The 25,954-nt window shown below is 62.6% G+C and carries 24 protein-coding genes and 2 tRNA genes; 10 read left to right on the top strand and 16 right to left on the bottom strand.

The features are described from left to right. Positions 1-18: 18 nt before the first annotated feature. The gene (locus KLP42_RS18995) at positions 19-849 is read right to left on the bottom strand and encodes an inositol monophosphatase family protein (protein WP_215568520.1); all 831 of its coding nucleotides are present in this window, start codon (positions 847-849) and stop codon (positions 19-21) included. Positions 850-1,311: 462 nt separating this feature from the next. Here KLP42_RS18995 and KLP42_RS18990 point away from each other — a divergent pair, with 462 nt between their 5' ends. The 5 genes from KLP42_RS18990 to KLP42_RS18970 all read left to right on the top strand — a co-directional run bounded on the left by KLP42_RS18990 (position 1,312) and on the right by KLP42_RS18970 (position 8,341). Continuing rightward, positions 1,312-1,488, top strand: coding sequence for a hypothetical protein (locus KLP42_RS18990; protein WP_215568519.1), 177 nt, complete (start codon positions 1,312-1,314; stop codon positions 1,486-1,488). A 40-nt stretch (positions 1,489-1,528) separates the two neighbouring features. Next, on the top strand, positions 1,529-1,732 hold the full coding sequence (locus KLP42_RS18985) for a hypothetical protein (RefSeq protein ID WP_215568518.1): 204 nt from the start codon (positions 1,529-1,531) through the stop codon (positions 1,730-1,732). A 54-nt stretch (positions 1,733-1,786) separates the two neighbouring features. Then, positions 1,787-2,764, top strand: coding sequence for an NAD-dependent epimerase/dehydratase family protein (locus tag KLP42_RS18980; RefSeq protein WP_252193094.1), 978 nt, complete (start codon positions 1,787-1,789; stop codon positions 2,762-2,764). A gap of 190 nt (positions 2,765-2,954) precedes the next feature. Next, positions 2,955-4,547 (top strand): FkbM family methyltransferase, encoded by a 1,593-nt coding sequence (locus KLP42_RS18975; protein WP_215568517.1) that lies wholly within the window; start codon positions 2,955-2,957, stop codon positions 4,545-4,547. Continuing rightward, positions 4,544-8,341 (top strand): glycosyltransferase, encoded by a 3,798-nt coding sequence (locus tag KLP42_RS18970; RefSeq protein ID WP_215568516.1) that lies wholly within the window; start codon positions 4,544-4,546, stop codon positions 8,339-8,341. The genes KLP42_RS18975 and KLP42_RS18970 overlap by 4 nt, the downstream gene beginning before the upstream one ends. Here KLP42_RS18970 and KLP42_RS18965 read toward each other — a convergent pair. The 11 genes from KLP42_RS18965 to KLP42_RS18915 form a co-directional block, all read right to left on the bottom strand. Further along, a complete protein-coding gene (locus KLP42_RS18965) occupies positions 8,292-9,287 on the bottom strand; it encodes an FkbM family methyltransferase (protein ID WP_215568515.1) in 996 nt (331 codons plus the stop codon). The genes KLP42_RS18970 and KLP42_RS18965 overlap by 50 nt on opposite strands. A 357-nt stretch (positions 9,288-9,644) precedes the next feature. Next, positions 9,645-9,720: transfer RNA gene (locus KLP42_RS18960), tRNA-Phe, on the bottom strand. Positions 9,721-9,921: 201 nt separating this feature from the next. Then, a complete protein-coding gene (yacG, locus tag KLP42_RS18955; RefSeq protein ID WP_215568514.1) occupies positions 9,922-10,134 on the bottom strand; it encodes a DNA gyrase inhibitor YacG in 213 nt (70 codons plus the stop codon). 9 nt (positions 10,135-10,143) lie between these two features. Then, positions 10,144-10,764, bottom strand: coding sequence for a Maf-like protein (locus KLP42_RS18950; protein WP_215568513.1), 621 nt, complete (start codon positions 10,762-10,764; stop codon positions 10,144-10,146). A 42-nt stretch (positions 10,765-10,806) separates the two neighbouring features. Beyond that, entirely contained in the window at positions 10,807-11,025 is a 219-nt protein-coding gene (gene infA, locus KLP42_RS18945) for a translation initiation factor IF-1 (RefSeq protein WP_007759621.1), read from the bottom strand. A gap of 148 nt (positions 11,026-11,173) precedes the next feature. Next, positions 11,174-11,599, bottom strand: coding sequence for an arsenate-mycothiol transferase ArsC (locus KLP42_RS18940; protein WP_215568575.1), 426 nt, complete (start codon positions 11,597-11,599; stop codon positions 11,174-11,176). Between the two features lie 59 nt (positions 11,600-11,658). Beyond that, positions 11,659-12,132, bottom strand: coding sequence for a UPF0262 family protein (locus KLP42_RS18935; protein WP_215568512.1), 474 nt, complete (start codon positions 12,130-12,132; stop codon positions 11,659-11,661). A gap of 3 nt (positions 12,133-12,135) precedes the next feature. Then, the gene (gene hisD / locus KLP42_RS18930) at positions 12,136-13,434 is read right to left on the bottom strand and encodes a histidinol dehydrogenase (protein WP_215568511.1); all 1,299 of its coding nucleotides are present in this window, start codon (positions 13,432-13,434) and stop codon (positions 12,136-12,138) included. A gap of 66 nt (positions 13,435-13,500) precedes the next feature. Continuing rightward, positions 13,501-13,932: a DUF2948 family protein gene (locus KLP42_RS18925; protein ID WP_215568574.1), complete on the bottom strand. Its 432-nt coding sequence runs from the start codon at positions 13,930-13,932 to the stop codon at positions 13,501-13,503. A gap of 99 nt (positions 13,933-14,031) precedes the next feature. Beyond that, the gene (gene murA / locus KLP42_RS18920) at positions 14,032-15,324 is read right to left on the bottom strand and encodes a UDP-N-acetylglucosamine 1-carboxyvinyltransferase (RefSeq protein WP_215568510.1); all 1,293 of its coding nucleotides are present in this window, start codon (positions 15,322-15,324) and stop codon (positions 14,032-14,034) included. Positions 15,325-15,442: 118 nt separating this feature from the next. After that, positions 15,443-15,649 carry a hypothetical protein gene (locus KLP42_RS18915; RefSeq protein ID WP_215568509.1) on the bottom strand — a complete coding sequence of 69 codons (207 nt, stop codon included), beginning with the start codon at positions 15,647-15,649 and terminating at the stop codon, positions 15,443-15,445. Positions 15,650-15,801: 152 nt separating this feature from the next. On the opposite strand from KLP42_RS18915, the gene KLP42_RS18910 reads away from it, so the two are divergent. Beyond that, positions 15,802-15,876 (top strand) — tRNA-Thr (locus KLP42_RS18910). A 188-nt stretch (positions 15,877-16,064) separates the two neighbouring features. Beyond that, positions 16,065-16,565 carry a Pycsar system effector family protein gene (locus tag KLP42_RS18905; RefSeq protein WP_215568508.1) on the top strand — a complete coding sequence of 167 codons (501 nt, stop codon included), beginning with the start codon at positions 16,065-16,067 and terminating at the stop codon, positions 16,563-16,565. On the opposite strand, the gene KLP42_RS18900 is transcribed toward KLP42_RS18905, so the two are convergent. From KLP42_RS18900 to mprF, 4 genes are all read right to left on the bottom strand, one after another. After that, positions 16,558-17,781 carry a TIGR03862 family flavoprotein gene (locus tag KLP42_RS18900; protein WP_215568507.1) on the bottom strand — a complete coding sequence of 408 codons (1,224 nt, stop codon included), beginning with the start codon at positions 17,779-17,781 and terminating at the stop codon, positions 16,558-16,560. The two genes, KLP42_RS18905 and KLP42_RS18900, sit on opposite strands and share 8 nt — an antisense overlap. A 32-nt stretch (positions 17,782-17,813) precedes the next feature. Continuing rightward, complete coding sequence (locus tag KLP42_RS18895) at positions 17,814-18,446, bottom strand: YjbE family putative metal transport protein (RefSeq protein WP_215568506.1); 633 nt, start codon at positions 18,444-18,446, stop codon at positions 17,814-17,816. A gap of 168 nt (positions 18,447-18,614) precedes the next feature. Beyond that, the gene (locus KLP42_RS18890) at positions 18,615-19,982 is read right to left on the bottom strand and encodes a virulence factor family protein (RefSeq protein ID WP_252193093.1); all 1,368 of its coding nucleotides are present in this window, start codon (positions 19,980-19,982) and stop codon (positions 18,615-18,617) included. Beyond that, positions 19,979-22,582, bottom strand: coding sequence for a bifunctional lysylphosphatidylglycerol flippase/synthetase MprF (mprF, locus tag KLP42_RS18885; RefSeq protein WP_502941321.1), 2,604 nt, complete (start codon positions 22,580-22,582; stop codon positions 19,979-19,981). The genes KLP42_RS18890 and mprF overlap by 4 nt, the downstream gene beginning before the upstream one ends. A gap of 1,004 nt (positions 22,583-23,586) precedes the next feature. On the opposite strand from mprF, the gene KLP42_RS18880 reads away from it, so the two are divergent. The 3 genes from KLP42_RS18880 (at position 23,587) to cheY1 (ending at position 25,953) form a co-directional block, all read left to right on the top strand. Beyond that, positions 23,587-25,206: a globin-coupled sensor protein gene (locus KLP42_RS18880; RefSeq protein ID WP_215568504.1), complete on the top strand. Its 1,620-nt coding sequence runs from the start codon at positions 23,587-23,589 to the stop codon at positions 25,204-25,206. A gap of 85 nt (positions 25,207-25,291) precedes the next feature. Further along, positions 25,292-25,591 (top strand): STAS domain-containing protein, encoded by a 300-nt coding sequence (locus KLP42_RS18875; RefSeq protein WP_215568503.1) that lies wholly within the window; start codon positions 25,292-25,294, stop codon positions 25,589-25,591. Next, complete coding sequence (cheY1, locus tag KLP42_RS18870; protein WP_062555331.1) at positions 25,588-25,953, top strand: chemotaxis response regulator CheY1; 366 nt, start codon at positions 25,588-25,590, stop codon at positions 25,951-25,953. Before KLP42_RS18875 ends, cheY1 begins: the two co-directional genes overlap by 4 nt. Position 25,954 lies beyond the last annotated feature (1 nt).

Here is a 25,954-nt window from a genome sequence, read left to right as displayed (position 1 = left end):
CGGTTGACCTGCTGCCGCTCAGCGGCCGGCAAAACCCTCAAGCAGCCAGGGATGCAGCGCGCCATTTGAGGCGAGAATGTCACCGTGCGGGCCGATCGGGCCGCCGGAAAAGCCGGTGACGCGGCCGCCTGCCTCGCGGATCAGCAGCATGGAGGCGCCATAGTCGTGCAGTGACAGGCCGTCCTCGAAGAAGCCGTCGAGCCGGCCGCAGGCGACATAGGCGAGCGAGAGCGAGGCGGAGCCCAGGCGGCGGACGCCGGATGTGTTGGCCATCAGGCGGCGCAGCGCCGCGAAATAGGTGTCCTCGCTGGTGCTCTTCACCTGTCCGGGAATCGGCAGGCCGGCGCCGATCAGCACGTCCTCGACGCTGTCCACCGGCCGGCAGACGAGCCGTTCGCCGTTGACAAACGCGCCCTTGCCCTTCTCGGCGACGAACAATTCGTCCTGCATGCTGTCATAGACCACGCCGCAGGTGACCTCGCCCTGTTCGACGATGGCGATCGTCATGCCGAAGTGCGGAATGCCCCAGGCATAGTTCGTGGTGCCGTCGATGGGATCGATATAGATGCGCGGCGCACCCTCCGCCGCCTCATGATTGGCGACAGCCTCCTCGCCGGTGATGGCGTGGTCGGGAAAATGCTCGCGCATGCGCCGCACGATGATCTCCTCCACCGCCACGTCGATCTCGGTCTGGTAATCACGCGGCGCCTTGGCCACCATCTGGTCGGCATAGCGCCGCTTCAGCGAGCGACGCGCCAGTTCGCCGGCTTCCAGCGCGGCAGCGGACATCAGCAGCAGACGGTTCGAGGCATGCTGGGGAAGGCGGGGGGAAATATCGGGGGAGGGCATCGGGACTGTCTTCATCAGGTCCGGCAGATCAACCGCCGGCAAGGCTTCATGGAACGCCGCAGCCTCCCCGATTTGTGCGACAACCTTGTGAACTTCCCTGAAATTTCAGGGGAATAACCGAAGGCTCCCCCAATGAGACAGTGAGTGTACAGCCCAAACGTGTCGGGACGAAATCAGGAGTGACCAAGGAGACGGATTGTCCAGGCAGGCCGATTGGCACAGCCGGGTATAAAGGAGGTCTCTCGGAAATGTAATCGGGAGACGGGAAATGGAGTATACGACATTTCGTATGATACAAAAATTTCCTGGCATGGTCGGACAGGACAACCAAAGGGAGAATTTTCCAGATTTTGCTCCATCAATAATATATTGGATATCTCTGTGTCGTAAATAACAATGTCGACCGGGAAAGAAATTTCCTGATGTCCCATCTCATTCCTTCGAATGTCCCAGAAGCATGCATTGAATATTGACAAGATGCGGATCGTCACTCACAGAATGGGCTTCAAGCGAAGATATTTATGCGGAAAACAGGCCATGGTTGCTTGGATATTCGACAGCGGCGAAACCTATGCCGGTGTCACCGAATGGATGGCTGGCACCGTCTCGAAGTTAAGTATCGAGAGGCGTTGTGAGTGATCTTCGTCAAGTTTGGCGGCGGGATGGTGCATCTCTCTTTATGACGCTCGCCGATCCGGCTGCCGCGATCATGGATCGTGATGGGAAGCCTCTTATCGGCATCATTTCCGACGGGCCGGAGCGTGACGCCGCGCTTGCGAGCCTGATGCTGGCCGCGATGCACCGCCAGCGCATCGCCATAGACTCGGATGCGGCTGGCCTCTGGCGCGGCCCCGGTGGCCATGTTCTCCTGAACGGTTCCTGAGATGGTCGCGACCAGTCCGACATGTTTGGCCACATTGGTATTCACTTGAGGACGATGCCGATGATGCCGCAACATCGGATCCTCGTGACCGGGGCAAACGGATTTGTGGGGCGTTGGCTCATGCCGGCCCTGCAGGATGCCGCCGGGGACGAACCCCTTGAGCTTTACGGTTGTGGCCGCGGTCCGGGCTGCGATATCGCTCTGGATATCCGGGATGAGGCGACGGTTGTTCGGGTCCTGCGCGAGTTGCATCCTACGGCCATCATCCATCTCGCTGCCATTGCCGATCCGCAGGAGGCCAGACGTGATCCGGTGACGGCATGGAACGTCAACTTCACGGCAACCGTCAATCTCGCCCGGGCGACATTGAGCGAAGTGCCTGACTGCCGGTTTATCTATGCGGGAAGCTCGGAGACCTATGGCCAGACATTTGCAGAGACAAAAGGAGAGGCCGTGACTGAAGGCGCGGCATTACGCCCCCTCACGGTCTATGGAGCAACAAAGGCTGCTGCCGACATCGCTCTGGGGCGGATGTATCGCGACGGGCTGCGTTCCATCCGCTTTCGCCCCTTCAACCACGCGGGACCGGGCCAGACGGCTGCCTATGTCCTGCCCGCCTTTGCCAGCCAGATTGCCCGGATCGAGCAGGGCCTCTCGGAGCCTGTCATCGAGGTTGGCAATTTGAGCGCCTATCGGGATTTTCTCGACGTGCGTGATGTGGTGCGCGCTTATGCACTTGCCGCGCTTGGCAAGGTCACAGGGGTGGAAGGGCAGGTTTTCAACCTGTCATCGGGCAGGGCGGTGCAGATCGGAACGATCCTCGATATCCTGATCCGTCTGTCTGGCCGACGGATCGAGGTCGCTGTGTCGCAGGAACGGTTGCGGCCGGTCGATATCCCGCTCGCACGCGGCAATGCCGAGCGCGCTTTCCAGGTGTTCGGCTGGACACCGCGCTTCCCGGTCGAAGAGACGATAGCCGCCGTCCTTGCCGACTGGCGTCAACGTGTCAGCGCAAGCAGATCGGAAAGCTGAGGGAGCCGATGATCCCGTTTCGCCGTCTCTTCCCGCTGCCGGAGAACTCACGCACTCCGCCGATCCATGCAGCCGTCCTTTTCCTGCAGCGCCTGGTGCAGCAGCCAAGGACCTGTCGGGCATATGGGTTCAAGATGCGGGGAGAGCCGCCCGGACTTGGCGCCGAAATACTCGGAAACCGAGAAAATACATGCAGGATTCGCCGCAAGGCGCGACTCCCGATGGCAAACGAGAGACAATGTTTACATCCTACGCCCAGAACTTCGAAGACGTGATCCTCTGGCGCGCGTTCAGCCATATCGATAACGGCTTCTATATCGATATCGGCGCGCAGGACCCGGTCACCGATTCCGTCAGCTGCGGCTTCTACGAAAGAGGCTGGCGCGGTGTCAGCATCGAGCCGGTCCACGCCTATGCTGAGAAGATGCGAGATGCCCGTCCGGACGAGGTGGTCATCGAGGCTGCGGTCGGAACCGGTCCCGGCCCGATTGCCTTCTACTGTTTTCCCGAAACCGGATTGAGCACGGCAGATCGTGGCATTGCTGAGCGGCACAGGCAATCCGGTCTGGCGTGGGAGGAGGTGCATGTCGACTGCCTCTCGCTGGAGAGCATTCTTGAGATGTTCGCAGACCGGACCATATGCTGGTTGAAGATCGATGTGGAGGGTATGGAGAAGGACGTCCTCAGCAGCTGGGGAAAAAGCGAGGTCAGGCCTTTCGTCGTGGTGATCGAGGCGACCGCACCCTCCAGCAGAGATAGAACCGATCATGGATGGGCGCATCTGCTTGAAAGCCGTGGATACCAGGCCCGGTACTTCGATGGGCTCAACTGCTTTTACATCCACGAAAATGCCGAGCTGGATGCAGACGCCTTCGGTGTTCCTCCCAATGTCTTCGATGGCTTCGTCCTGTCCGGAACCTCGAGTTCAAGCCTTGTGTCCCGGTTCAACAGGGAGCTTCCGGTGGTTCGTGATGAACCAGACAGCGTCCGGTGCGATCACTCGGGGCGTTCCGCACAGGTGCGCGAGTTGACTGCAGACATCGTCAGGCTCGCCAAGGCGCGAATGACGGACCTCGAACGCGAGATCGAGCTGAGGCAAAAGCTTAGCCAGACAGAGGAGCAACTGCGGACGGTTCAAGGCGGCTTGTCCGAAGCCGAGGCGCGGCGAAACGATCTGGCGCGCGAACTGCAAGCCTTTGAAGACCGCCATGCACGATATGTCGAAGCGACGGAGAAGAATATTCAGGGGCTCCTGTTGGACGTTGCCGACTGGACGCACCGGAGCGACCTGCTGCATCAGCAGGTCATGGATCTGCGCTCCAGCTTCAGTTGGAGGATCACTTCCCCCTATCGCATGGTCAGTGCGTCGATCAAGCGGGCGATGCGGCCGATCTTTGTCCGCTTCGGTGTCCATACGAGTCGCATTCGTTTCGCCGTCCTCTTCCCATTGCGGTTTCTGAAAAACGGGTCAGTGGCCTGGCTCACCTTCAAGCCCAATTCGCGTCCGCACAGGATAGCTGTTTTCATCCTGCACGGACTGTACAGAAAGGTGAGACGCTCGCCGGACCTGCAACTGCGGGCGCGCCGTCTGGTCAGCCGCTTTCCAGGTGTCGAGCGCTTCATTCGCAAGGCTCTGCTGACGCCCTCGGTCGTGGTCACGATGCAGTCGGCCGGGGCTGGCTCTGACCCGGACGCTCTGACGGAGACGGAACACATCCTGATCGAACAGATCGTGAAGGCTGAACAATCGGTGAAATATCTGTCAGGATTGGCGAAAAAGTGAAGTTGCTCGTAGATCTCATCGGTGCGCAGAGCGTCAGCAGCCGCGGTCGGGGAATCGGACGCTATACCCTGTCATGGATGGAAGCGCTTCTGCGCACATCCGGGGCGCATGACGTTGACATGGTTCTGTCCCGGACGCTGGTTGACGGCGCAGATGACGTTGCGCGGCGAATGGCAGGGCTGTTCGGCGCGGAGCGGCTGCATTTCCTCGACACGATTTCGTCTTCCGCTCATCTGAACCGCGAAAACAAATGGCGATACGACGCCAATGCTATCATCAAGCGCATGTTCTGCGAAAGCCTGCGTCCGGATATCATACATGTCAGCAGCATGTTCGAAGGCTTCTGGGACGACGCCGTGACCGCTGAGGGGGGGGCCGGATCAGCCACGACAACGGCCGCGACGCTTTATGATATCATTCCCTACGTCTATCCCGATATCTATCTTGCTCGCCCGGACTTCAGGGCCTGGTATCTGAGCAAGATCGAGCGGTTGAAAAGTCTTGACCTGTTGCTGGCGATTTCCGAGCATTCCCGGCGCGAGGCCGTCGAGTTCCTCGGTCTTTCGCCGGACAGGGTCGTTGCGATTTCGACCGCGGCGGATCCGCATTTCATGCAAATTCCCATTGATGCATCGTCCGCACGGGCGGTTCTGACAAAATACGCCATCTCCCGGAAATTCATCATGTACACCGGAGGTATTGATCCGCGCAAGAACATCGATGCGCTGATAGCGGCCTTCGCAGCGCTGCCGAACGACATCAGGACGGACTATCAACTCGTGATCGTCTGCTCTGCCAGAAACGATGACATTGCCCTGCTTAAATCCGTCGCCAGGCGACACGGCCTGGGTGACAATGATCTTGTGATGACCGGGCACGTCAGTGAGGACGATCTGATCAAGCTCTACAATCTGTGCACCACATTCTGCTTTCCCTCCCTGCACGAAGGGTTTGGTCTTCCGGTGCTGGAAGCGTTGCAATGTGGTGCGGTCACGATTGCCTCCAGTACCTCAAGCCTGCCCGAGGTCGTCGGCCGTAAGGATGCGCTGTTTGACCCGCGCAATGTCGATGACATCTGCCGGGTGCTGTTGCGCTCTTTGACCGACGTCGATTTTCGCAATGTGATGGCGGTACACGCTCGTGAGCAAAGCGGTCGGTTTTCGTGGGATGCAACGGCGAAGAAATCCTGGGAAGCCTTCGAGGAGATCCATGCCCGTCAGCGGTTTCAGGCCGAAGGCAGGGCAAATCCCCTTGCCCGTGCTCGCCCCAGGCTAGCCTATGTATCGCCTCTGCCACCCGACAGGAGCGGCATTGCCGACTATAGCGCGGAACTGATCCCGCCGCTCACGACCTTCTACGACATAGACCTCGTCATCGACCGGGATAAGGGCATGGAGTCCCATGAAACCTTGGGCCTGCCGATTGTGAGCGTCGAGCGTTTCCAGAAGGAATATTCGAGATACGACAGGATTCTCTATCACTTCGGGAATTCGACGTATCACAGCCATATGTTCGACATGATACGCTATGCACCGGGCGTCGTTGTCCTCCACGATTTCTACCTGAGCGGCATCATTGCACACCTGGCCGTTCATGAGGGAAAGTCTGGCCTCTGGTCCGAAAGCCTCTACCGCACACATGGGTATCCGGCTCTTCTCGACAATGAAGAAAACAGGGACATCACACCGCTTATCTACAATTACCCGGCGAACTTCATGGCGCTTGAGACGGCGCATGGCGTGATCGTGCACAGCCAATATGCCAGATCTCTCGCACAGCAATGCTACGGTTCGCAGGTCAACGGCAGCTGGTCGGTGCTTCCCCTGTTGAGGCAGATCCCGGTTCTGCCGTCACGCGATGCTGCCAGAATGAAACTCGGCCTGAAGCCCGAAGACATTCTGGTGTGCTCGTTCGGCGTGATGGGAAAGCTGAAGTTGAATGACAAACTGGTGACGGCTTGGTTGCAGGCCGGTCTGCATGCGGATGGTGCAGCTCACCTCGTCTTCGTGGGGGCGGAGGCAAGTGGGGAATTCCGTCAGGTCATCCGCGAGGTTCTGGAGCGGGTGGGGCTGAAGGACAGGATCCGCATCACCGGACATGTCAGCATGGAGACCTATCGCGACTATCTGGCGGCTGCCGATGTGGCCGTCCAGCTCAGGAGCAATTCCCGCGGGGAGACCTCCGCTGCCGTCAACGACTGCATGGCCGCAGGATTGCCCACCATCGTCAATGGCAACGGGTCTCTCGCCGAACTCCCCGATGACGTGGTCATCAAGCTGCCGGACCGGTTTGAAGCAGAGGAACTTGCCGGCGTGCTGATGGCCCTGGTCAGGGACCGGGGGCGCTGCAGCGTTCTTGGCGCGCGCGCGCGTCGCCATGTCGCCGACAAGCTCGATCCGGAGACTGTCGCCGCCTCCTATAGCGAGGCCATCGAAGGGTTTCATGCCGGCAGCCAATCCTGCCATCGCTTTGAAGCCGTCAAGGCTATCGCGGCGCTTCCAACTGAGCGATCACGCGCAGATCTCGCCGCCGCCTCCCGTTGCCTAGCCGGTGCATTCGAGCCCCCCATGCACAAGCGCAAGATCTTTCTGGACGTCACGGAGCTGGCGAAACGGGACGCGAAGACCGGCATCCAGAGGGTTGTCCGAAACATCCTTTCGGAGTTTGCGCGCCGGACCGATACGATCTTCAACGTGGAGCCGGTTTTCAAGCCGGAGGAGGGCGAAGGATACCGCTATGCGCGCTCCTTCATGAAGGAGTTTCTCGGCCTGCACGACTGGATGCCTGCAGACGCCCCTGTGCATGTCGGGAAGGGGGACATATTTGTCGGCCTCGATCTCAATCACAGGTTTTTCGACAGGACCCAGCCCTTCTTCGAGGAGATCAAGAGCAGGGGCGGTGAGATCATGTTCGTCGTCTACGATCTCCTGCCTGTTCGGCTTCCCGGCTGCTTTCCGCCGGCGGCCGAAGTCCTCCATTCCGACTGGCTGAGGGCGATCGTCCGGTTCGGCTGCCGGCTGATCTGCATTTCCCGGTCTGTTCAACAGGAGCTTTCTGACTGGATTGCTGTCCATGACCCCGCCAGGCTGGAAACCCTGAAGCTCCTCCATTTTCCCCTGGGATCCGACATCGAGGTCCGCGACAACGATAGGCGCATCACCGGCGAGGAAGCGCGGCAAATCGAAAGGTTCACTGCTGAGCAAAGCTTTGTCTGCGTCGCCACGCTCGAACCGCGAAAGGCACATGCCGAATTGCTGGATGCCTTTGAAGCGCTATGGGACGAGGGTTTTGACGGCAATCTCGTGCTGGTGGGCAAGCAGGGCTGGATGGTCGATCACCTGATTGAACGGATAAATGCGCACCCCCAGCGCAACCATCGCCTTTTCTGGCTTTCCGGGGTGAGCGACGAGTATCTCGGAAAGGTCTATGCGGCCGCCACCTGCGTCATCGTTCCCTCCTACGGTGAAGGATTTGGACTGCCCATCGTCGAAGCGGCCAAACACGCGGCCCCCCTCATTGTCAGGGACATCCCCGTCTTTCGGGAGGTGGCGGGCACCCATGCCCATTATTTTCAGGCGGGCGGACCGTCCGAGATTGTCCGGTCCATCAAGGCGTGGTTTGCCTTGCCCCAACAGGCCCGGCCCGACAGCCGCAACATCAGGCCGCTGAGCTGGAAGGAATGCGCCGACCGCTTGTGGTCGAATATCACCGATGATCTTGACAGTGTTTGCGATGGAAGTCCGGTCATGTCCGGCGAGAGGCGGCACGCTTCAATGCACGAAGTGGAGCGGTAATCCGCCAGCTGCGGGATGATTCAAGGTCGGCAACACGCCGGCTGGACGCGCTCAACTCCGCCTCGAGCTGGGCAATGCGCTGGTTTGCAGAAACGAGCGCATTGTTTTCCAGTTCGATAGACGCCTGACGGGCGCGAATGTCCGGAAGGCGGCGAAGCCTGTCTGTGATGAAGTCGCGATCGAAGCCGGCGACGATGTCCATGAAGGCCCAACTGGTGAGATGCCTGTACAGGACGGAGTGGCTCGCCGCTTCATCGCGAAAATCCACATACTCGCCGTCATGAACCGCGTAGACGGCAGGAAAGATATCCAGGATCTGGTCGCGAAAGTCCGTGAGCGACAGTCCGCGCCAGAGATTGAGCGTCAGATAGTTCATCTCCAGGAGGATGGTCGGCTGGTGTTGGCAGAGCAGGTCCCGCATGCCCTCCAGAACATCAAGCTCGTAACCTTCGACATCCATCTTGACGAAGTCTATCCGCTCGAGGCCCAGGCCGGAAAAGACGTCGTCGAGCCTGTGCTGTCTGACGATCTCGCGGAAATGGATCCCATCGTCGATTCTATGTTTATCCGCGACAAAGGAGCCGGAAAGGTTGCCGGGGTTGCCTTGCATCGCCACCTCGCCATCGCGGCGTCCGAGGGCGAAATTATGCGTCACGATGTTCGAAAATCCGGAATTCCCGACATTTTCCTCCAGATATCGGTAGGCGGCAGGAACAGGCTCGATTGCATCGACACGCCCTTTGGGCGCAAGCTGGGCCATGGCGATCGCTGTGATGCCGATATTGGCGCCAATATCGAGTGCGTGCGAATCGGGAGTGCACAGCGTTTCCAGCAGGGCAAAGGTATGAGGCTCGAAGCGATCTCCCAGATGCTGCCCATAGCCGGGGTCCGCAAGGATCCAGTACCGCTCGCGACCGATGCCGACCTGCTTCCTCAAGGAGTTCACGCTGCTCCTCCCCATACGATACTGGCCATCCTGAAATATTCTCTTGAATAAGCGTCTATTGTTTTTCGATCAGGAAAGCATTTACAGCAAAAAATGGCCTGCCGCCATGTCTCAACCCGCGGATATCGGCAGCTGTTGTGAAGGTTTTTCAATCTCTTGGGAGGAGACGCAGGATACAGGCGGTGATCTGGCATGAACATATGCCGAACAGGGCTTCGCATGTTGCAATGGCCGGGCGGCAGCCTTCGCCGTTATCGAGCAAATCTCGTCCGGTGTGAACGACGTCAGGTCACAGGCAGGACCGAGCGCGCTGCTTCGGCTATTCAGTTGTCATTCGCACGTCTTCAGGAATTGTAATGGTGCCCGGAGGCGGATTTGAACCACCGACACGCGGATTTTCAATCCGCTGCTCTACCAACTGAGCTATCCGGGCATCTTGGCCTTTGGTCAGACCTTCCGGCTTCTCTCGAAACCGCCGGGGGCGTTTCCCCCGGGAGCGAGCGGGGTTATAACATCTTGTTCGGCCAAGGCAAGCACGTTGGCGCACTTTTTTGACGGCTCTGTGAAAAACTTGCCAAGCCTCTGAAACTGCAAAGGAAAAACGCGCCGTTTAGCGCGTTTTCCGTGTTGCGTCCTAGTCGTCTCCGGGCTCGGCCCGGGTTTCGTCCTCGGCAACGGGGATGGCGTAGGAGCCATTCAGCCAGCGCGACAGGTCGAGCGTGCGGCAGCGATCGGAGCAGAAGGGATAGTGATCGCGCACGGAGGGCTTGCCGCATTCGGGGCAGGGGCGCGCCTTGCGCAGCGGCGCCACTCTGGCGCCGGAAGGACTGTTCTCGTTCGATGTCATGGCCTGTCCTCAGCCGTCTGCCCAGTGGCGGGATACCGTGAAGCCTTCGCCATTGAGCAGCAGCGTCGTTTCATAAAGCGGCAGGCCCACCACATTGGTGTAGGAACCCACCAGTTTCTGCACGAAGCTTGCCGCGATGCCCTGGATTGCATAGGCGCCGGCCTTGCCGCGCCATTGGTCGGAGGCGAGATAGGCCTCGATCTCCCGTTCGGAGAGCCGCTTGAAGCGCACCTTGGTTTCCACCACCTTCTGACGGAACTGCCCGCCGGGGGTGATCAGGCACACGCCGGTATAGACCCAGTGGCCACGACCGGAAAGCAGGTGCAGCGCAGCCGAGGCCTCGTCCATGTATTCGGTCTTGGAGAGGATGCGCCGTCCGACGGCGACCACCGTGTCGGCCGAGAGGACATAGCTGTTGCGCCAGGCGGCATCGCCCTGAATCGCGGCAAGTGCTGCCTCGGCCTTTTCGCAGGACAGGCGCCGCGCCAGTGAGCGCGGATGTTCCGATTTCTTCGGCGTCTCGTCGATATCCATCGGCATCAGGCGCGCGGGCTTGATCCCCACCTGGTTGAGCAGGTCGAGGCGACGCGGCGAGCCGGAGGCCAGGATGAGCTTTTGATCCAGAGACATGGGGTTTCCTGCAGGCAGCGCGCCCGGATGCGGAAGGTCCGCTTACTTGAAGCGGTAGGTGATGCGACCCTTGGTCAGGTCGTAGGGCGTCATTTCGACGAGAACCTTGTCGCCAGCCAGAACGCGGATGCGGTTCTTGCGCATGCGGCCGGCCGTGTGGGCAATGATCTCGTGTTCGTTTTCGAGCTTCACGCGGAATGTTGCATTGGGCAGCAGTTCCGTTACGATGCCCGGGAATTCGAGGACTTCTTCTTTCGCCATCTAGAGCTTGTCTTCCTGTCGTTGATAGGGATGTGGCCGCAAAGTGGCCGCAGCTTGAAAATTGCGCGGAAACTACACGTTCCCCGCCCGTTTGTGAACCTTGCATCTGCGCGAATCTGGCGGCGCCGTCAACGCCTGTGTTGCGGCGTCAGATCCGCTGCTCCTCCTGCACGCCGGGCCGGACGAATCGCGCCTCGATCCGCCGCCACAGTTCATCGCGCACCCTGCGATAGGCCTCCAGCACCTGGTCCCGGGTGCCGGTTTCCACCGAAGGGTCGAGCGTCGGCCAGTAGATGACCTCCACCGCACTGGAACGGGTCAGTTCCAGCGCCTGGTGATGCGCTTCCGGCGAGAGCGTGACGATCACGTCGAAATAGTCGTCTTCCAGGTCCTCCAGCGTGCGCGGCTGATGCTTCTTCGGCATGGACAGGCCGATTTCGGACAGCACCACCTCGACGAAGGGATCGGAATCGCCGGCGCGAACGCCGGCCGACTGCACATAGATATCGTGTGGCAGCAGCCGTTTTGCAATGACCTCGGCCATGGGTGAGCGAATGGCGTTCATGCCGCACATGAAGAGAATGGCACCGGGCTTCGCAAGCTTCGTATCGGCGGCCGGCGCTTCCTGCACGCTCACCCCCGCCAATAGAGCACACAGACCAGCGTGAACAGGCGCCGTGCCGTATCGAAGTCGAGGGCGATCTTGCCCTTCAGCCGCTCCTGCAGCGTTTCCGACCCCTCGTTGTGAATGCCGCGGCGGCCCATGTCGATCGCCTCGATCTGCGAGGGCGTCGAGGAGCGGATCGCCTCGTAATAGCTCTCGCAGATCATAAAATAGTCCTTGATGATCCGCCGGAAGGGGGTGAGCGAAAGGATATGGGTGGCAACCGGCTCGCCGCCATCGGTGGTGATGGTGAAGACCAGCTTCTGTTCCACCAGCGAAATGTTCAGCCGGTAGGGCCCACCATCATGGCCCACGGGCTCGAAGCGGTTTTCCTCGATCAGATCGAAGATGGCGACGGCCCGCTCATGCTCGACATCCGGCGTGGAACGGCCGATGCTGTCGTCCAGCACCACGTCGCACAGCCGGAAATCGCCCTTGGCCATCAATCATCGCCCTCGGTTCAGACGGATGGAGACGGACCGCGCATGCGCGTCGAGTCCCTCGGAATGGGCAAGCGTGACGGCCGCCGGTCCCAGCGCGTTCAGCTGATCCGGGCCGAGCCGGAGGATCGAGGTGCGCTTGACGAAATCGAGGACCGACAGGCCGGAGGAGAAGCGCGCGGAACGGGCTGTCGGCAGCACGTGGTTCGAGCCGCCGACATAATCGCCGATCACTTCCGGCGTATGGCGGCCGATGAAGATCGCACCCGCATTGCGGATGCCGGGCAGCAGCGCATCCGGATCGGCGACCGCCAGTTCCAGATGCTCGGCGGCAATCCGGTTGGCAAGCGGCAGTGCGGCCTCAAGGCTTTCCACCAGAATGATCGCCCCGAAATCGCGCCAGCTGGCGGCGGCGGTTTCGGCGCGCGACAGCGTCTTCAGCTGGCGCTCCACGGCCTGTTCCACCGCTTCGCCGAGGGATCGGTCGGTGGTGATCAGGATCGATTGCGCGCCGGCATCGTGCTCTGCCTGGGCCAGCAGGTCGGCGGCCAGCCAGTCCGGGTCGTTTTCCGCATCGGCGATGACCAGCACTTCCGAAGGGCCTGCGATCATGTCGATGCCGACGGTGCCGAACACCTGCCGCTTGGCGGCGGCGACATAGGCATTGCCGGGGCCGACGATCTTATAGACGGGCCGTATGGTCTCGGTGCCATAGGCAAGCGCTGCCACCGCCTGCGCGCCGCCGATCCGGTAGATCTCGCTAACGCCGGCGATCTTCGCCGCGACCAGCACGGCCGGATTGATTGCGCCGCCGGAGGCCGGGCAGACCATGACGAGCCGTTCCACACCGGCCACGCGGGCAGGAACGGCATTCATCAGCACCGAGCTCGGATAGCTTGCCGTGCCGCCCGGTACATAGAGCCCGACGGCCTCGACCGCCGTCCAGCGCGAGCCGAGGCCGACGCCGATCGCATCCTCGTAGATGTCGTCCTTCGGCATCTGGCGGGCATGGTGGCGCTCGATACGTTCAGCTGCCAGCCGCAACGCGTCGACCACGGTCGGCTCGACAGCGTCGAAGGCCGCCTCGATCTCCGCTTCCGTCACCTGCATGCCGACGGCGGCGAGATCGACCTTGTCGAAGCGCAGCGAATACGCATGCAGCGCCGCATCGCCGCGGGCGCGCACATCCTCGATGATGGCGCGCACCACCGCATTCACATCTTCGGAAACTTCCCGCTTCGTCGTCAGGAAGGCGGAAAACTGCACCTCGAAATCTGCCGACGCCTGCTCAAGCCAGATTGCCACTTCACTCGTCCCCTCACACTGAAAACCACGGGCCGCCCGTTCGGGCAAGCCGTTCCGCCTCGCACGTCAGTCGTGCTTCGGCAGGTTCGCGGTTCCCCAGGCACCGCCGGTATCGGCCAGCTGCGCCTCGATACATTCCACATCCAGGCTGATCGCGGCCCCTCCCGCCAGCGTCAGCTCGATCACACCATCCGGTCCCTCGCCGCTCTGCGTGAAGCGGATGGCAAGAAGCGAGTGGACGTCGTTCCTGCTATCGCGATCGACGCCCAGAGCGCGCACGGCCTCCACCCGCTTGAAGCTGAGCACGGCGCGGCGACGTTCATAGCCCTTGTCGCCGCGATCGGCCGCTTCCCAGACGAAACGGTTGACCACCAGCGAGAACTGCCTGCGCTTCGGGCTCCAGTCAATATCATGCGGCTTGAAGACGCTGTCCTGCATGTGGGCGGATACGATCTTCAGGTCTTCCTCGTCCAGTGCCAAAAGCTTCAGATCCGTCATCGTGTCCATGATGTCCTCGTCGCGCCGCAAGGGTTTGGCGGCTTTCTGCGTCAGGACATGGAGATAGGATGGCGGACGGCCGGACGCAACAGCCGAGGCCTATTCGCTGACGCGCTCGACGATTGCGCCGCAACGGGTCAGCTTTTCCTCCAGTCGCTCGAAACCGCGATCGAGATGGTAGACGCGGTTGACCACCGTCTCGCCTTCCGCGGCAAGGCCGGCAATCACCAGCGAGACGGAGGCGCGCAGGTCGGTTGCCATCACCGGTGCGCCCTTGAGGCGGGAAACGCCCTCGACGCGCGCCATCTGGCCCGAAAGCGAGATGCGGGCGCCAAGGCGGGCCAGCTCCTGCACGTGCATGAAGCGGTTTTCGAAGATGGTCTCGGTGATATGCGACACGCCGGAGGCGCGCGTCATCAGGGCCATGAACTGGGCCTGCAGGTCGGTGGGGAAGCCGGGGAAGGGCTCCGTCACCACGTCGACCGGATGGATGCCGTGGCCATTGCGCACGATGCGCAGACCGGTCTCGGTCGCGGTGATCTCCGCGCCCGTCTGTCGCAGGATGTCGAGCGCGTTATCGAGCAGGGCCGCATTGGTGCCTTCCAGCACGACGTCGCCGCCCGTCATGGCAACAGCCATGGCATAGGTGCCGGTCTCGATACGATCCGGCAGCACGCGGTGGCGCGCGCCGGACAGGGCGGTGACGCCCTCGACCGTAATCGTCTTGCTGCCGGCGCCGGAAATCCTCGCACCCATGGCGTTGAGGCAATTGGCGAGATCGACGATTTCCGGCTCGCGCGCCGCATTCTCGATGACCGTCGTGCCGCGGGCGAGCGTGGCCGCCATCATCATCACATGGGTGGCGCCGACGGAAACCTTCGGGAAGCGGTAACGGTTGCCGACCAGCCCGCCCTTCGGCGCCGTCGCGTTGACATAGCCGCCGTCGATCTCGATCTCGGCGCCCAGCGCGGCAAGGCCTTCGAGAAACAGGTCGACCGGACGGGTGCCGATGGCGCAGCCGCCGGGCAGCGAGACGCGGGCGCGGCCCTCGCGGGCCAGAAGCGGACCGATAACCCAGAAGCTGGCCCGCATCTTCGACACCAGTTCATAGGGTGCGGTCGTATCGACGATCGTGCGGCAGGTGAAATGGATGGTGCGCGAATAGCCTTCTTCCTGGCGTTCGCGCCGGCCATTGACGGCAATGTCGACACCATGATTGCCGAGGATGCGCATCAGGCCCTCGACATCGGCCAGATGCGGCACGTTTTCCAGTGTCAGTGTGTCGCTCGTCAGCAGCGAGGCGATCATCAGCGGCAGGGCGGCATTCTTGGCACCGGAAATCGGGATGATGCCATGCAGGGCGTTGCCGCCGGTAATTCTGATGCGATCCATATGACTGCAACGGGCAAGCGCCCGCCTTTCCTGATAATGCGCGAAAGATGGGGTCCTTAGCCGAATTCCCCCGGCGCTTCAATTCGGATGCGCCGACGGACGAATCGGGGCTGTCGCCTCAGGCGGATGATTCGTCCGCCCTGGCGGCTGGCAGGCCCTCCGTCATGTCAGCCTGGCCGGATCGCCTTGCGCGGGCCTGTTGCTTGCGACGCATCAGGTTCTCGCGCAGCTTCTGGGCGGCGCGGGCCTTGCGAAGCTCGGCTTCGGTGGGCTGGTGCCGCGTTGGCTCCTGATTCTGCAGGTTCGATTCGTCTGTGGCGCTCATGGTGTCTCCATAGCGGAAAAGCGATCAAAAGCCAAAGAGGGCGGATGAATTCACCGCTTTCCGCAAAGAAGTGAAATTTGCGGCTTGCACTCCCGGATCAGCTATGGCAATAGCCCGCTCACCGCAGCGCAGACACGCTCTGACGCAAAACTGCTGCCGTAGCTCAGTGGTAGAGCACTCCCTTGGTAAGGGAGAGGTCGGTGGTTCAATCCCACTCGGCAGCACCAGTTTTCACCAAATTCCCACAGCGGCAAAGATGAGACAGCGGGCAGATCCTGTGCCCGGATGCTTGACTGTGCAAGTTTTCTCGCGCGATGCTGAAGTCCGGCGGACCCTGATGGGGTCTGCTGCGGATGGTATTGTCGGTCCTGCCCGCTCGTTTCAGTCAGACAGGTGTCTTGTTCAGGTTGCGTCGATGGAAGACAGCAAGAAAAATTTCACGGCTTATCACGATGCCTATCTGCGGCAGTATATCCAGCAAGCCGATACCAAGTCCTCCTGGCTGTTTGCCGCCTCGTCCACCATCTCGTTGTGGATCGTCTCCAACGACCGTTATGCAAGCTTCCTGAAGGGCGAGCCGTTCTCGTGGAATGCGGCGCTCATCCTGCTGCCGCTTGTGCTGCTGCTGGTCTCCTGCTTCTTTGCGTTCAATGCCATCCGGCCGCGCTCGCGCACGGCAAAGGCCAAGGGCATCGTCTATTTCAGCAATGTCGCCAATTACGACAGCCCGGAGGACTATATCGAGGCGGTGGAGGCCTGCTCGGATGGCGATATCTTCCGCGAGAGGCTGAAGGCACAGTATCACATGAGCAAGATCTGCGCGCAGAAATACGAATGCCTCTATTATGGTTCCTACACGGCGGTGGCCGGCATCACGCTGGTGGCCGTCGTGCACATCGTCTTTCTGTTCACCTGACGCCCGAGCCTTCATCCAGCCAGCGGTCGATGCCGCGGGCCGCGGCGCGGCCGGTGGCAAGGCAGGCGGTCAGCAGATAGCCGCCGGTCGGCGCCTCCCAGTCGATCATCTCGCCGGCCACGAAGGTGCCGGGGCGCGCCGTCAGCATGTAGCCTGCATCGATGCCCGCCCAGGCGATGCCGCCAGCCGACGAGATCGCCTCCTCGATCGGGCGGGGGCGAAGCAGCGGCACCGGCAGGGCCTTGATCGCGGCGGCCTGTTCGGCCGGATCCGCCTCGGCAATCGCGGGCGCGCATTCGCGCACCAGCGCCGCCTTGACCCCCTCGAGGCCGGCCGCCCTGCGCAGCCGGTTCGACAGGCTGGTGCGCGCCGGCAGGCGCTCGAGCGCTGCCGCGACCCTTTCCAGGCTGCGGCCGGGCGCCAGATCCAGTTGCAGCGCCGCCACCCCGTCGCGGTCCAGCCGGTCGCGCAACGCAGCGGCGTGGCCATAGATCAGGCTTCCTTCGACGCCGTGGCGGCTGATGACGAATTCCCCCTGTGTCACACCCGCCTCGGAGGTGAGCCGTACCGCCTTGACCGGCTCGCCGGCAAAGCGGCTGCGGAAGGCGTCGCTCCAGTTCACGTCGAAGCCGCAATTGGCCGGGCGGAAATCGGCAATGGCGATGCCCTGATGCCGAAGCCCGGCCACCCAGGCGGCGTCCGAGCCGAGCCGCGGCCAGCTGGCGCCACCGAGCGCCAGCAACATGGCATCCGCGCGGATCTCGCGCTCGCCGTCCGGCGTCTCGAAGAGGCCGCCGCCGGGCGTGAGACTGAGCAGCCGGTGGCGGGGCAGCAGCGTGACCCCCATCTCGGCCAGGCGCTTCAGCCAGGCGCGCAGCAGCGGCGAGGCCTTCATTACCGTGGGAAACACCCGGCCGGAGGAGCCGACGAAGGTTTGCGTGCCGAGCCCTTCGGCCCAGGCGCGGATATCGGCCGGGGTGAAGCCATCAAGGGCCGCGGCCAGCCGGCCGTTCGACGCGCCGAAACGGGTGCGGAAACGGCCGTAATCTTCCGAATGGGTGATGTTGAGGCCGGACTTGCCGGCCAGCAGGAATTTCCGCCCGAAGGTCGGCATGGCCTCGAAGACGCTGACCCGGCGGCCGGCCGCGGCCAGAACCTCCGCCGCCATCAGGCCGGCGGGTCCGCCTCCAACGATCGCGACCGCATCTTGTGCCATGGAGTGAGCAGTCTTGCCCGGTTTCCCGTTTCTCAGCCGATCAGGTTCCCCAGATAGGGAAGAACTTCCACCGTGCCATGATACAGCATGTTGAGCGTCACGTAGACGATCACGGCAAGGCCGAGATAGGCGATCCAGCGGTGACGGTGCAGCAGGCGGGCAACCAGATTGGCCGCAAGCCCCATCAGGGCAATGGAGATGACGAGGCCGATCACCAGAACGCTGGTGTGCTCCTGGGCGGCACCTGCGACCGCCAGAACATTGTCCAGCGACATGGAGACGTCGGCAATGACGATCTGCGTCGCGGCCTGCAGGAAGGTCTTGTTGACCTTGGTCATTTCCCGGTCGGCTTCACTCAGCGCATCGGCAGCCTCGGCTTCCGCCGCGCGCAGCTCCACCCACATCTTCCAGCAGACCCAGCCAAGCAGAAGGCCGCCCAGAAGCTGCAGGCCGACAATGCCGAGCAGATAGGCCGTCACCGTGGCAAAGGCGATGCGCAGCACGGTGGCCGCCACGATGCCGACCAGGATCGCCTGGCGGCGCTGATGGTCGGGAAGACCCGCCGCAGCGAGGCCGATCACGATGGCATTGTCGCCCGCCAGCACCAGATCGATGGCGATAACCTGAAAAAGCGCCGCAAGGCCCGCCGCAGTGAGGATTTCCATGATGAAACGATTCCCTTTGTCCGACCGCGCCGGCCGGCAGTCTCAACTCTCCGTGATTGGCTACAGAATATTTCAGCCGGCTTGGCAAGCGGAAAGTGTGCGGCGCAAAGGAAAGGGGAGACGGAACCTGCGCTCGCGTCTCCCCCTGTTCGGTTGGCCGTCGGCAATTCACTTGCCGAGGCGGGTCTTCAGCGCGGCCAGGATGTGCTGGGCCAGCTTCTCGTAATCCTCGTCGAAATGGTGTCCGCCATCGATGCCGAGCGTCTCGATGCCGCGTGCGGCCAGCGGCTTGCAGGCATCGTCATCGTCATCCGTTCCGTAGATGCATTGCACCAGCTTGGGATCGATGCTCTTCAGATGCTCGGTCGGATCGCCGCCGGTGCCGGTGCCCTGTCCGCCGAGCCAGCCGGAGACGGAGATCTCGAAGTTCGCCAGGTGCGACAGCGCCAGCAGGCTCATCATCACCACCTTGCTCCGGTCCGTATCGGGCAGCTTGTTGAAGGTTGCAGGCAGCACGTCGGCGCCGAAGGAGTAACCGATCAGCAGCACGCGCGAGACGTTCCACTGCTTGCGATAGGCGCGGATGATGCGGCTGAGATCCGCTGCGGTCTGCTCCGGCGTCTTTTCCGACCAGAAATAGCGCAGCGCATCCACGCCGACCACCGGCACCCCGTCCGCCTGCAGGGCGGCGCCCACATCGCTGTCGATGTCGCGCCAGCCGCCGTCGCCGGAATAGATGATCGCCATCGTGTCGTATTTCGGCTTGGTATCGAGGATGGTGAGCGGCAGGCCAAGCGGCTCGTCGTCGCTGTTTGCCGCGTCGATGCTGTCGGACAGTGCCTGCATCAGCGCATCGGTGGCGGCGTTGTCGGTTCCCTGAATGTCGATGTCGTCATGGGCGGCCTGCAATTCCTTGGCATGTGCCCGCCCGGCGGCATCGGCAGCCTTCGACAGGAAGATGCTGACCGGCATCGGCAGATCGCCGTCGGTCAGGCCATAGACGGTGGCATCGCCTTCGGTGCGCTTGTCCGCCGGCGTGCACAACACCTTCGGCAGCCGGATCGCCGCTTCCGGGTCGACGGCAATCGCCTCGCCGATGGTGGCCGGCGGGCTCTGCGCCACCATGCCGAGCACGACTGCGCCGCCGGCGCCGATGCCGGCAATGATCGGCGAGCGATAGCTGCCGTTGCCGAGCGAGCGCTGTACCTGCTGGGCCAGTGATTCCACGTCGGAGATCATGTAGATGCAATCGTCCTCATCCTTGCCGAGCGAGGCAAGATAGCTCGGCAGGTCGATGCCGATGACGAGCGCGCCCTTGGCGGCAAGTGCCTGGGCCTGCTTCTCCTCCAGCGCGTTCCAGCCGTCGCCGTCCGACAGCAGGAAGATGTTCGCCTTCATCGCGCCCTTCGGCTTGATGATGTGCGGCGAGGGGATCATGCCCGTATCGAAGCCCTGCTGCGGCGGCGTCTGTGCCTGCGCAAGCGATGCGATCGCGGCCAGGGCCATCGCAACAAGGCCACTCCTGTAATGCTTCATTTCCCAACCACTCCGCGCACGCCGCCACTGATCAGCAGCGTCACATCCATCAGTGCCAGTACGACGCCCGTGCCGCCCGACACCGCCATGTAGCGCGGCTGCCAGTGCGGATGGAACTTCGACTTGAAGGCCCTGAGCCCCTTGAAATTGTAAAAGCGTTCGCCGTGTTCGAACAAGGTGCCTCCGATGCGGTCCCAGACGGGCGCAACCTCCCGCTTCGACATGCCCGAAAGCGGCGCCATGCCGAGATTGAACGTGCTATATCCGGCATTTTTCAGGTATTCCAGCAGGCTGACGAACAGGAAGTCCATCGCTCCGCGCGGCGCGTCCGGGGAAAAGCGCATCAGGTCCACGCTGCCTTCCTTCAGGGTTGCCGTTCTGAAGATGGTGGCGAAGGCAACGATCTGGCCTTCCTTGCGCAGCACAGCCACGGGCAGGGAGGCAACATAGCCTTCCTCGAAGACGCCGAGCGAGAAGCCCTTTTCGCGCGTGTTGTGATGGGCAAGCCAGCCATCGGAGACGCGCCTGAGGTCCGGCATGACGCGCATGACCTCTTCCGTTTCGATGATCTCGAACTCCATGCCGTCGCGGCGGCCCTTGTTCAGCGCCTGGCGCAGTCCGGCAAGGCGCCCGCCCTTCAGATCGAAATGGACGAGGTCGACTATGGCCATCTCGCCGAGCTTGAAGGCCCTGAGGCCGGCATCGGCACAGAAGGAGAGAAGCGCCGGCGAGACCTGATAGAACACCGCCCTGCCACCGGCGCCGCGCGAGCGTTCCACGAAGCGCCAGATCATTTCGGCCCGCTCCGACGGATCGCCGACGGGATCGCCGAGCGCGATCCAGGAGCGGCCCTGAATGGCGAACATGATGAAGCTCTTGCCACTGTCGGAGAACATCACCCGCTTGTCGCCCATGCGCACCAGATTGGCATCGGCATTGTCGCTCTGGTCCAGGATGGCGATTGCCTTTTCCAGATCCGCGGCGTCAAGCGGTTCGGGATGATGGAAGGCCGGTCGCAGCAGGCTGAAGATCGCCACCGCCAGCGACAGGATGGTGACGCCGAGCAGGGCACGCAGACCACGCGGGGCTTCCCCGAAGAATTCGAACTGCCACCAGAGCTGGTGGCTGTAATCCACGTCTCGATAGACGAGGAACAGGATCGTGGCGGCGCCGGCGAGGATGACCAGCATGGCCATGATCCACGGCAGGCTCAGCACCTGGTTGAACAGCGAGGCGGGCCGCCTGAAGCGGCGACCGTTTGCGGCCAGCGCGACGACGAACAGGCCGAGAAAGGTTGCCTCGCCCAGCGCCAGCGCACGCATGAAGGAAAAGGCGAAGGCAAGGCTGGCGGAGACCAGTGCCACCCACCACGCTCCGTCCAGCCGCTGGGCAAGTCCGCGCGAGGCGATGACCAGCGCAAGGCCGAGCAGGCTGGACAGGAAGTGGGCGCCTTCGACGATCGGCAGCGGCAGGAACTGCGACACGATGTCGAGATCGCCGTCCGGCGTCGGGGTAACGCTCGAAAAGATCAGCATGGTGCCGAGCATCAGCGCGAAGGCGGAGAGCAGTGGCGGCGAAATGCGGGTTGCGACGGTGGCGATCTCGCCCGCCATCGGATGCCTGGCCAGCGCACGCGCTTCGGAAAACACGATGCTGACGATGGCAATGGTCAGCGGCAGCACGTGATAGATCATGCGGTAGAGCACGATGCTGCCCAGCAGCGCATCGACGCTGACGGAGCCGCCGAGCGCGCCGAGAATGACCGCCTCGAACACGCCGAGCCCGGCCGGCACGTGCGAGAGAACCCCGAGCCCGATGGCCGCGGCATAGATCGCGAAGAAGGAGGGCCAGCCGATATTGGTTTCCGGCAGCAGGACGTAAAGCGTCGTGGCCGAAACCGCCAGGTCGAAGGCGGTGATCAGGAACTGCCGCGAGGAGGTGAGCGTGTCGGGCAGCCTCAGGCGAATGCCGGCGATTTCCACGCGCCGGCCGTTGCGGCCGACGAACAGCAGCAGGGCCAGCGCCGCCAGCACCACGACGGCGCCTGCACGCAGCCAGTCCGGCTCCATGCCGGTGATCGCGGCCAGCCGCGGGGCCGTCACCAGCGCCGCCATGGCGCTGACGGCCAGCAGGCCAAGGCCGAAGGCAAAGGTGACGAAGGCGATGACGCGGGCGATATCCTCCGGCGACAGGCCGAGGCGGCTATAGGCCCGGAAGCGGATCGCGCCGCCGCTCAGTGCACCGAAGCCCGCGGTATTGCCGATGGCATAGGCACTGAAGGCGGTGACGGCCACTGGTACGGCCGGCAGTCTGCGACCGATATAGTCCAGCGCGTTCATGTCGTAATAGATCAGCGCGGCGAAGCTGAGGGCTGTAAAGAGAACGGCAAGGCCGATCGCCCGCCAGCTCGTATCCTTCAGCGCGGTCACGACCTCGTCATAGCGGACTTCGCTGGTCAGGCGGTAGATGGCGACGGCCATCATGACTGCGACCACCAGCATGGCAATCGAGGTGAGATAGATGCGGAACCGTGCCAGCAGCATGACAATGGCGCTGCGGGCCGGTTCGGTGGGAATGCCGAGTTCTTCCGGTTCGTTCATGTTTTCCGGGCTTTTCATCGATAACCTGCGGTGACGGCTATTTTCTAGCTCTGATGCATGACGGTTATTCGTGGATGCACCGGCGCGCTAGTCCTCTGACGCGGACTTCGACAAAAATGCGGCCGATCCGGAGGCAATGCAGTGTTTGTACACGGACTTGTCGCCGTGAATGCGGCAAAGGGAAAAACTCCGCGTGATCGTCAAGCTTCGGCGGTGCGGCTGCTGCACCGTTCCGGAACAGCGCGATCCGTGCGCCGAGGCCCAGAAGATTTTCTGGCGGGGCGGAAACAGGCTCCGGCAGGGGTAAACCGGCCGCGACTGCCCGTTCGCCCGTCTGCCCGGAGCCGGCTGGCGGTCATGCGCTGGCGGTTTTCACAGGACGCGCGTGGCAACCGCGCGGCGGTGGGGATCGATGCCGGCGATCATCAGCATGGTGAAGAAAATGATCACCGCAATCAGCAGGGCGCTCACATGGAGAACAATCATCGCGCAACTCCGAAGACATCATGTTTCAGCTGCGCGGATATTCTATGACTGGACTTGCCCGTGGCTTGCGTCTCCACTTGGCGGGGCCTCCCGAAAAACCTGCCGCAGGAAATCGGTTGCAGGGGCTGCACCATTAACCTTCAGGCAAGGAATTAACCATACAAATACTCTGACACGGCGAAATGGGACGATCCCGACATCTCCCTTTCAGGCATGACGCCGCCCCGCCGTACCGGTTCCGATCCGGTATCACTTTCCACATTCTATCCAGGAAGACGTCCGGTCGTGGACGGGAGCGCATGCCGTGTCGGCCCCGAAGAGGGTCGCGGTGCCTGCGATCCGCACGAGCAAGGTTCCCTGGTTGCCTCAGGGCGATGACGCACGGCCGTTTCCGGCCGGCTTTTCGTCTGTGGCTTTCGCATGGGTGGCTGACGGCACGGTGCCTGCAGCCGCCGACGAGGGGTTTGATGCTGCCTGCGGGCAGCGGCAGGAATTGGGGACGGGCCTTGGCTCAGGACATGCCATCGGATCAAGCGCGAAGGGCCCAGGCCGGCAGCCTGCGGGACCGGCTTGCATTCGCAGGGCTGGATGCGGAGGCGTGCGAGCTTCTGCGTCGTTTCCGACCCGCGCTCGAAACCTGCCTGAAGGACGGATTGCGCGATTTCTTTCACCGCCTGCAATCCTCGCCGGACGCGATGCGTCATTTCGATAGCGACAATCAGCTGGAGCGGCTGCACGATCTGCAGGCCTCGCACTGGAGCGTTCTGACCGATGCGCGCTTCGATGCGCTCTATGCCGAGCGCGTCAAGGTTCTCTCCGACGCGGAGGGCCGCATGGGTCTCGATCCGCGCTGGCACATCGCCGGCCATGCGGTGATGCTGGAAAACCTCGTTTCCTGTCTTCTCGACCAGATGGCCTCGAAATTGCTGCTGCCGGCGGCGCGCAAGCGTGAGCGCGAGATCGCCGACGCGGTGCGGGCGGTCATCCGCCTCGTCCTCGTCGACGTGGAGATCGCGGTTTCGCTGCGCATCAACGAAATTCGCCAGAAGCACCAGAAGACGCTGGCCGCCCAGCGTGTCCGTGATCAGGCCGAGGCCAACGACCTGTTCGGGCCGGTTGTTGCACGTCTGGCCGACCGCGACCTGACGGCCCGCATTGCCGACGAGCGGCCCGATGTCTATGGCGAGCTTGCCACCTTGCTGAACCAGGCGCTGGAGGCCATGTCGGCCTCGATTGCCACGGCCTCCGAGCGGGTTCTCGGCGCAGAGGCGCTGGCCGAGCAGGTGGGCCGAAACGGCCGCGAGGCGGCGGCCATGGCCCGGCGCAATGCCGAGGACCTGACGGCGGCGGCGGCCGAGGTGGCCGCGCTTGCCGAGCGGTTGCGCCAGAGCGCCGACGAAAGTGCCAGTGCCGAGCAGGCAGCCCTTGCGACCCGCCGCTCCGCCGAGGAGAGCGGCGAGGTGGTCGGTCTTGCGATTTCGGCCATGGCGGACATCGAGCAGTCAGCGGAAAAGATCGGCCAGATCATCGGGGTGATCGACGAGATTGCCTTCCAGACCAATCTGCTGGCGCTGAATGCCGGCATCGAGGCGGCGCGTGCGGGCGATTCCGGGCGGGGCTTTGCCGTTGTCGCGCAGGAAGTGCGTGTGCTGGCCCAGCGTTCCGCCGAGGCCGCCCGCGAAATCAAGCAGCTGGTCACCGGCACCAAGGCACAGGTGGATGCGGGCGTGAAGATGGTGCACCGCACGCAGGATGCCATCGGCGGCATCGTCGCGCAGGTGGCCGGCATCAATGCGGCGATCGCCGGCATTGCCCGGGCGACCGACGACCAGGCGACCTGCCTGAAGCGCGTGGCCGGCGACGTGGCGGCGCTCGACGGCCGCCTGTCGTCTGCAGCCGGGCAGGCAGAGCGCACCGCCGAAGGCAGCGACGAGCTGCGCACCGTCATCATAGAACTTGGCCGCACGGTCCGCGAGTTCCGCATCGCACGCGAAAGCGACAGCGGTCAGCGCGTCTGGCAGCCGAAGGTGCAGGAGGGCGCGGCGACCGCAGCGCTGGATCCGGGAGAGACGGGCGACGGCTTGACCGCGCCCGGTGGACTGTTTCTGACCCCGCAGTTTGCGGGCCTTGCCCGGTAGCGCTCCCGCAGGGGCACGGCCGGAAATGACAATACCAGCCTCGGGATGCCCCGGGGGTGTGGCGACAACGATGAGGAATGAAGCGATGGCGAGCGGGAAAGCAGAGACGGGAAGCCTGAAGCTGGTCTCAGTCCTGGATCTCAACGAGGCCTCCGTATTGCACGGCCAGTTGAGCAGCATGCGGGGCAACGATCTGTCGATCGACGCGTCAGGCGTCGACCGCGTCGGTGTGCAGTGCGTGCAGGTGCTGATGGCGGCAGCCAACGCCTGGGAGGAGGACAAGAAACAATTCGTGTTCGAGAAAGTCTCGGACGCCTTCCGCAAGACCATGCAGCTTATCGGCATCAATATAGATCATCTGCTCGCTAAGGAGATTCAGCAGTGAAAAAGAAAGTACTTACCGTCGACGATTCAAGGACGATCCGGAACATGCTTCTGGTCACCTTGAACAATGCCGGCTTCGAGACCATCCAGGCCGAAGACGGCGTCGAGGGCCTCGAGGTTCTGGAAGAGTGCAACCCCGATGTCATCGTGACCGACATCAACATGCCGCGTCTCGATGGCTTCGGCTTCATCGAGGGCGTGCGCCGCAACGAGCGTTATCGCGCGGTGCCGATCCTCGTTTTGACCACCGAAAGCGATGCGGAAAAGAAGAACCGTGCGCGCCAGGCCGGGGCCACGGGCTGGATCGTCAAGCCCTTCGATCCGGCAAAACTGATTGATGCGATCGAGCGTGTAACCGCCTGAA

Origin of the sequence: Rhizobium sp. CSW-27, from assembly GCF_018760785.1 — a bacterium.
Lineage (GTDB): Bacteria > Pseudomonadota > Alphaproteobacteria > Rhizobiales > Rhizobiaceae > Neorhizobium.
The sequence above is the reverse complement of the archived record's forward strand: the minus strand, read 5'-3'. Positions and strand labels throughout refer to the sequence as shown.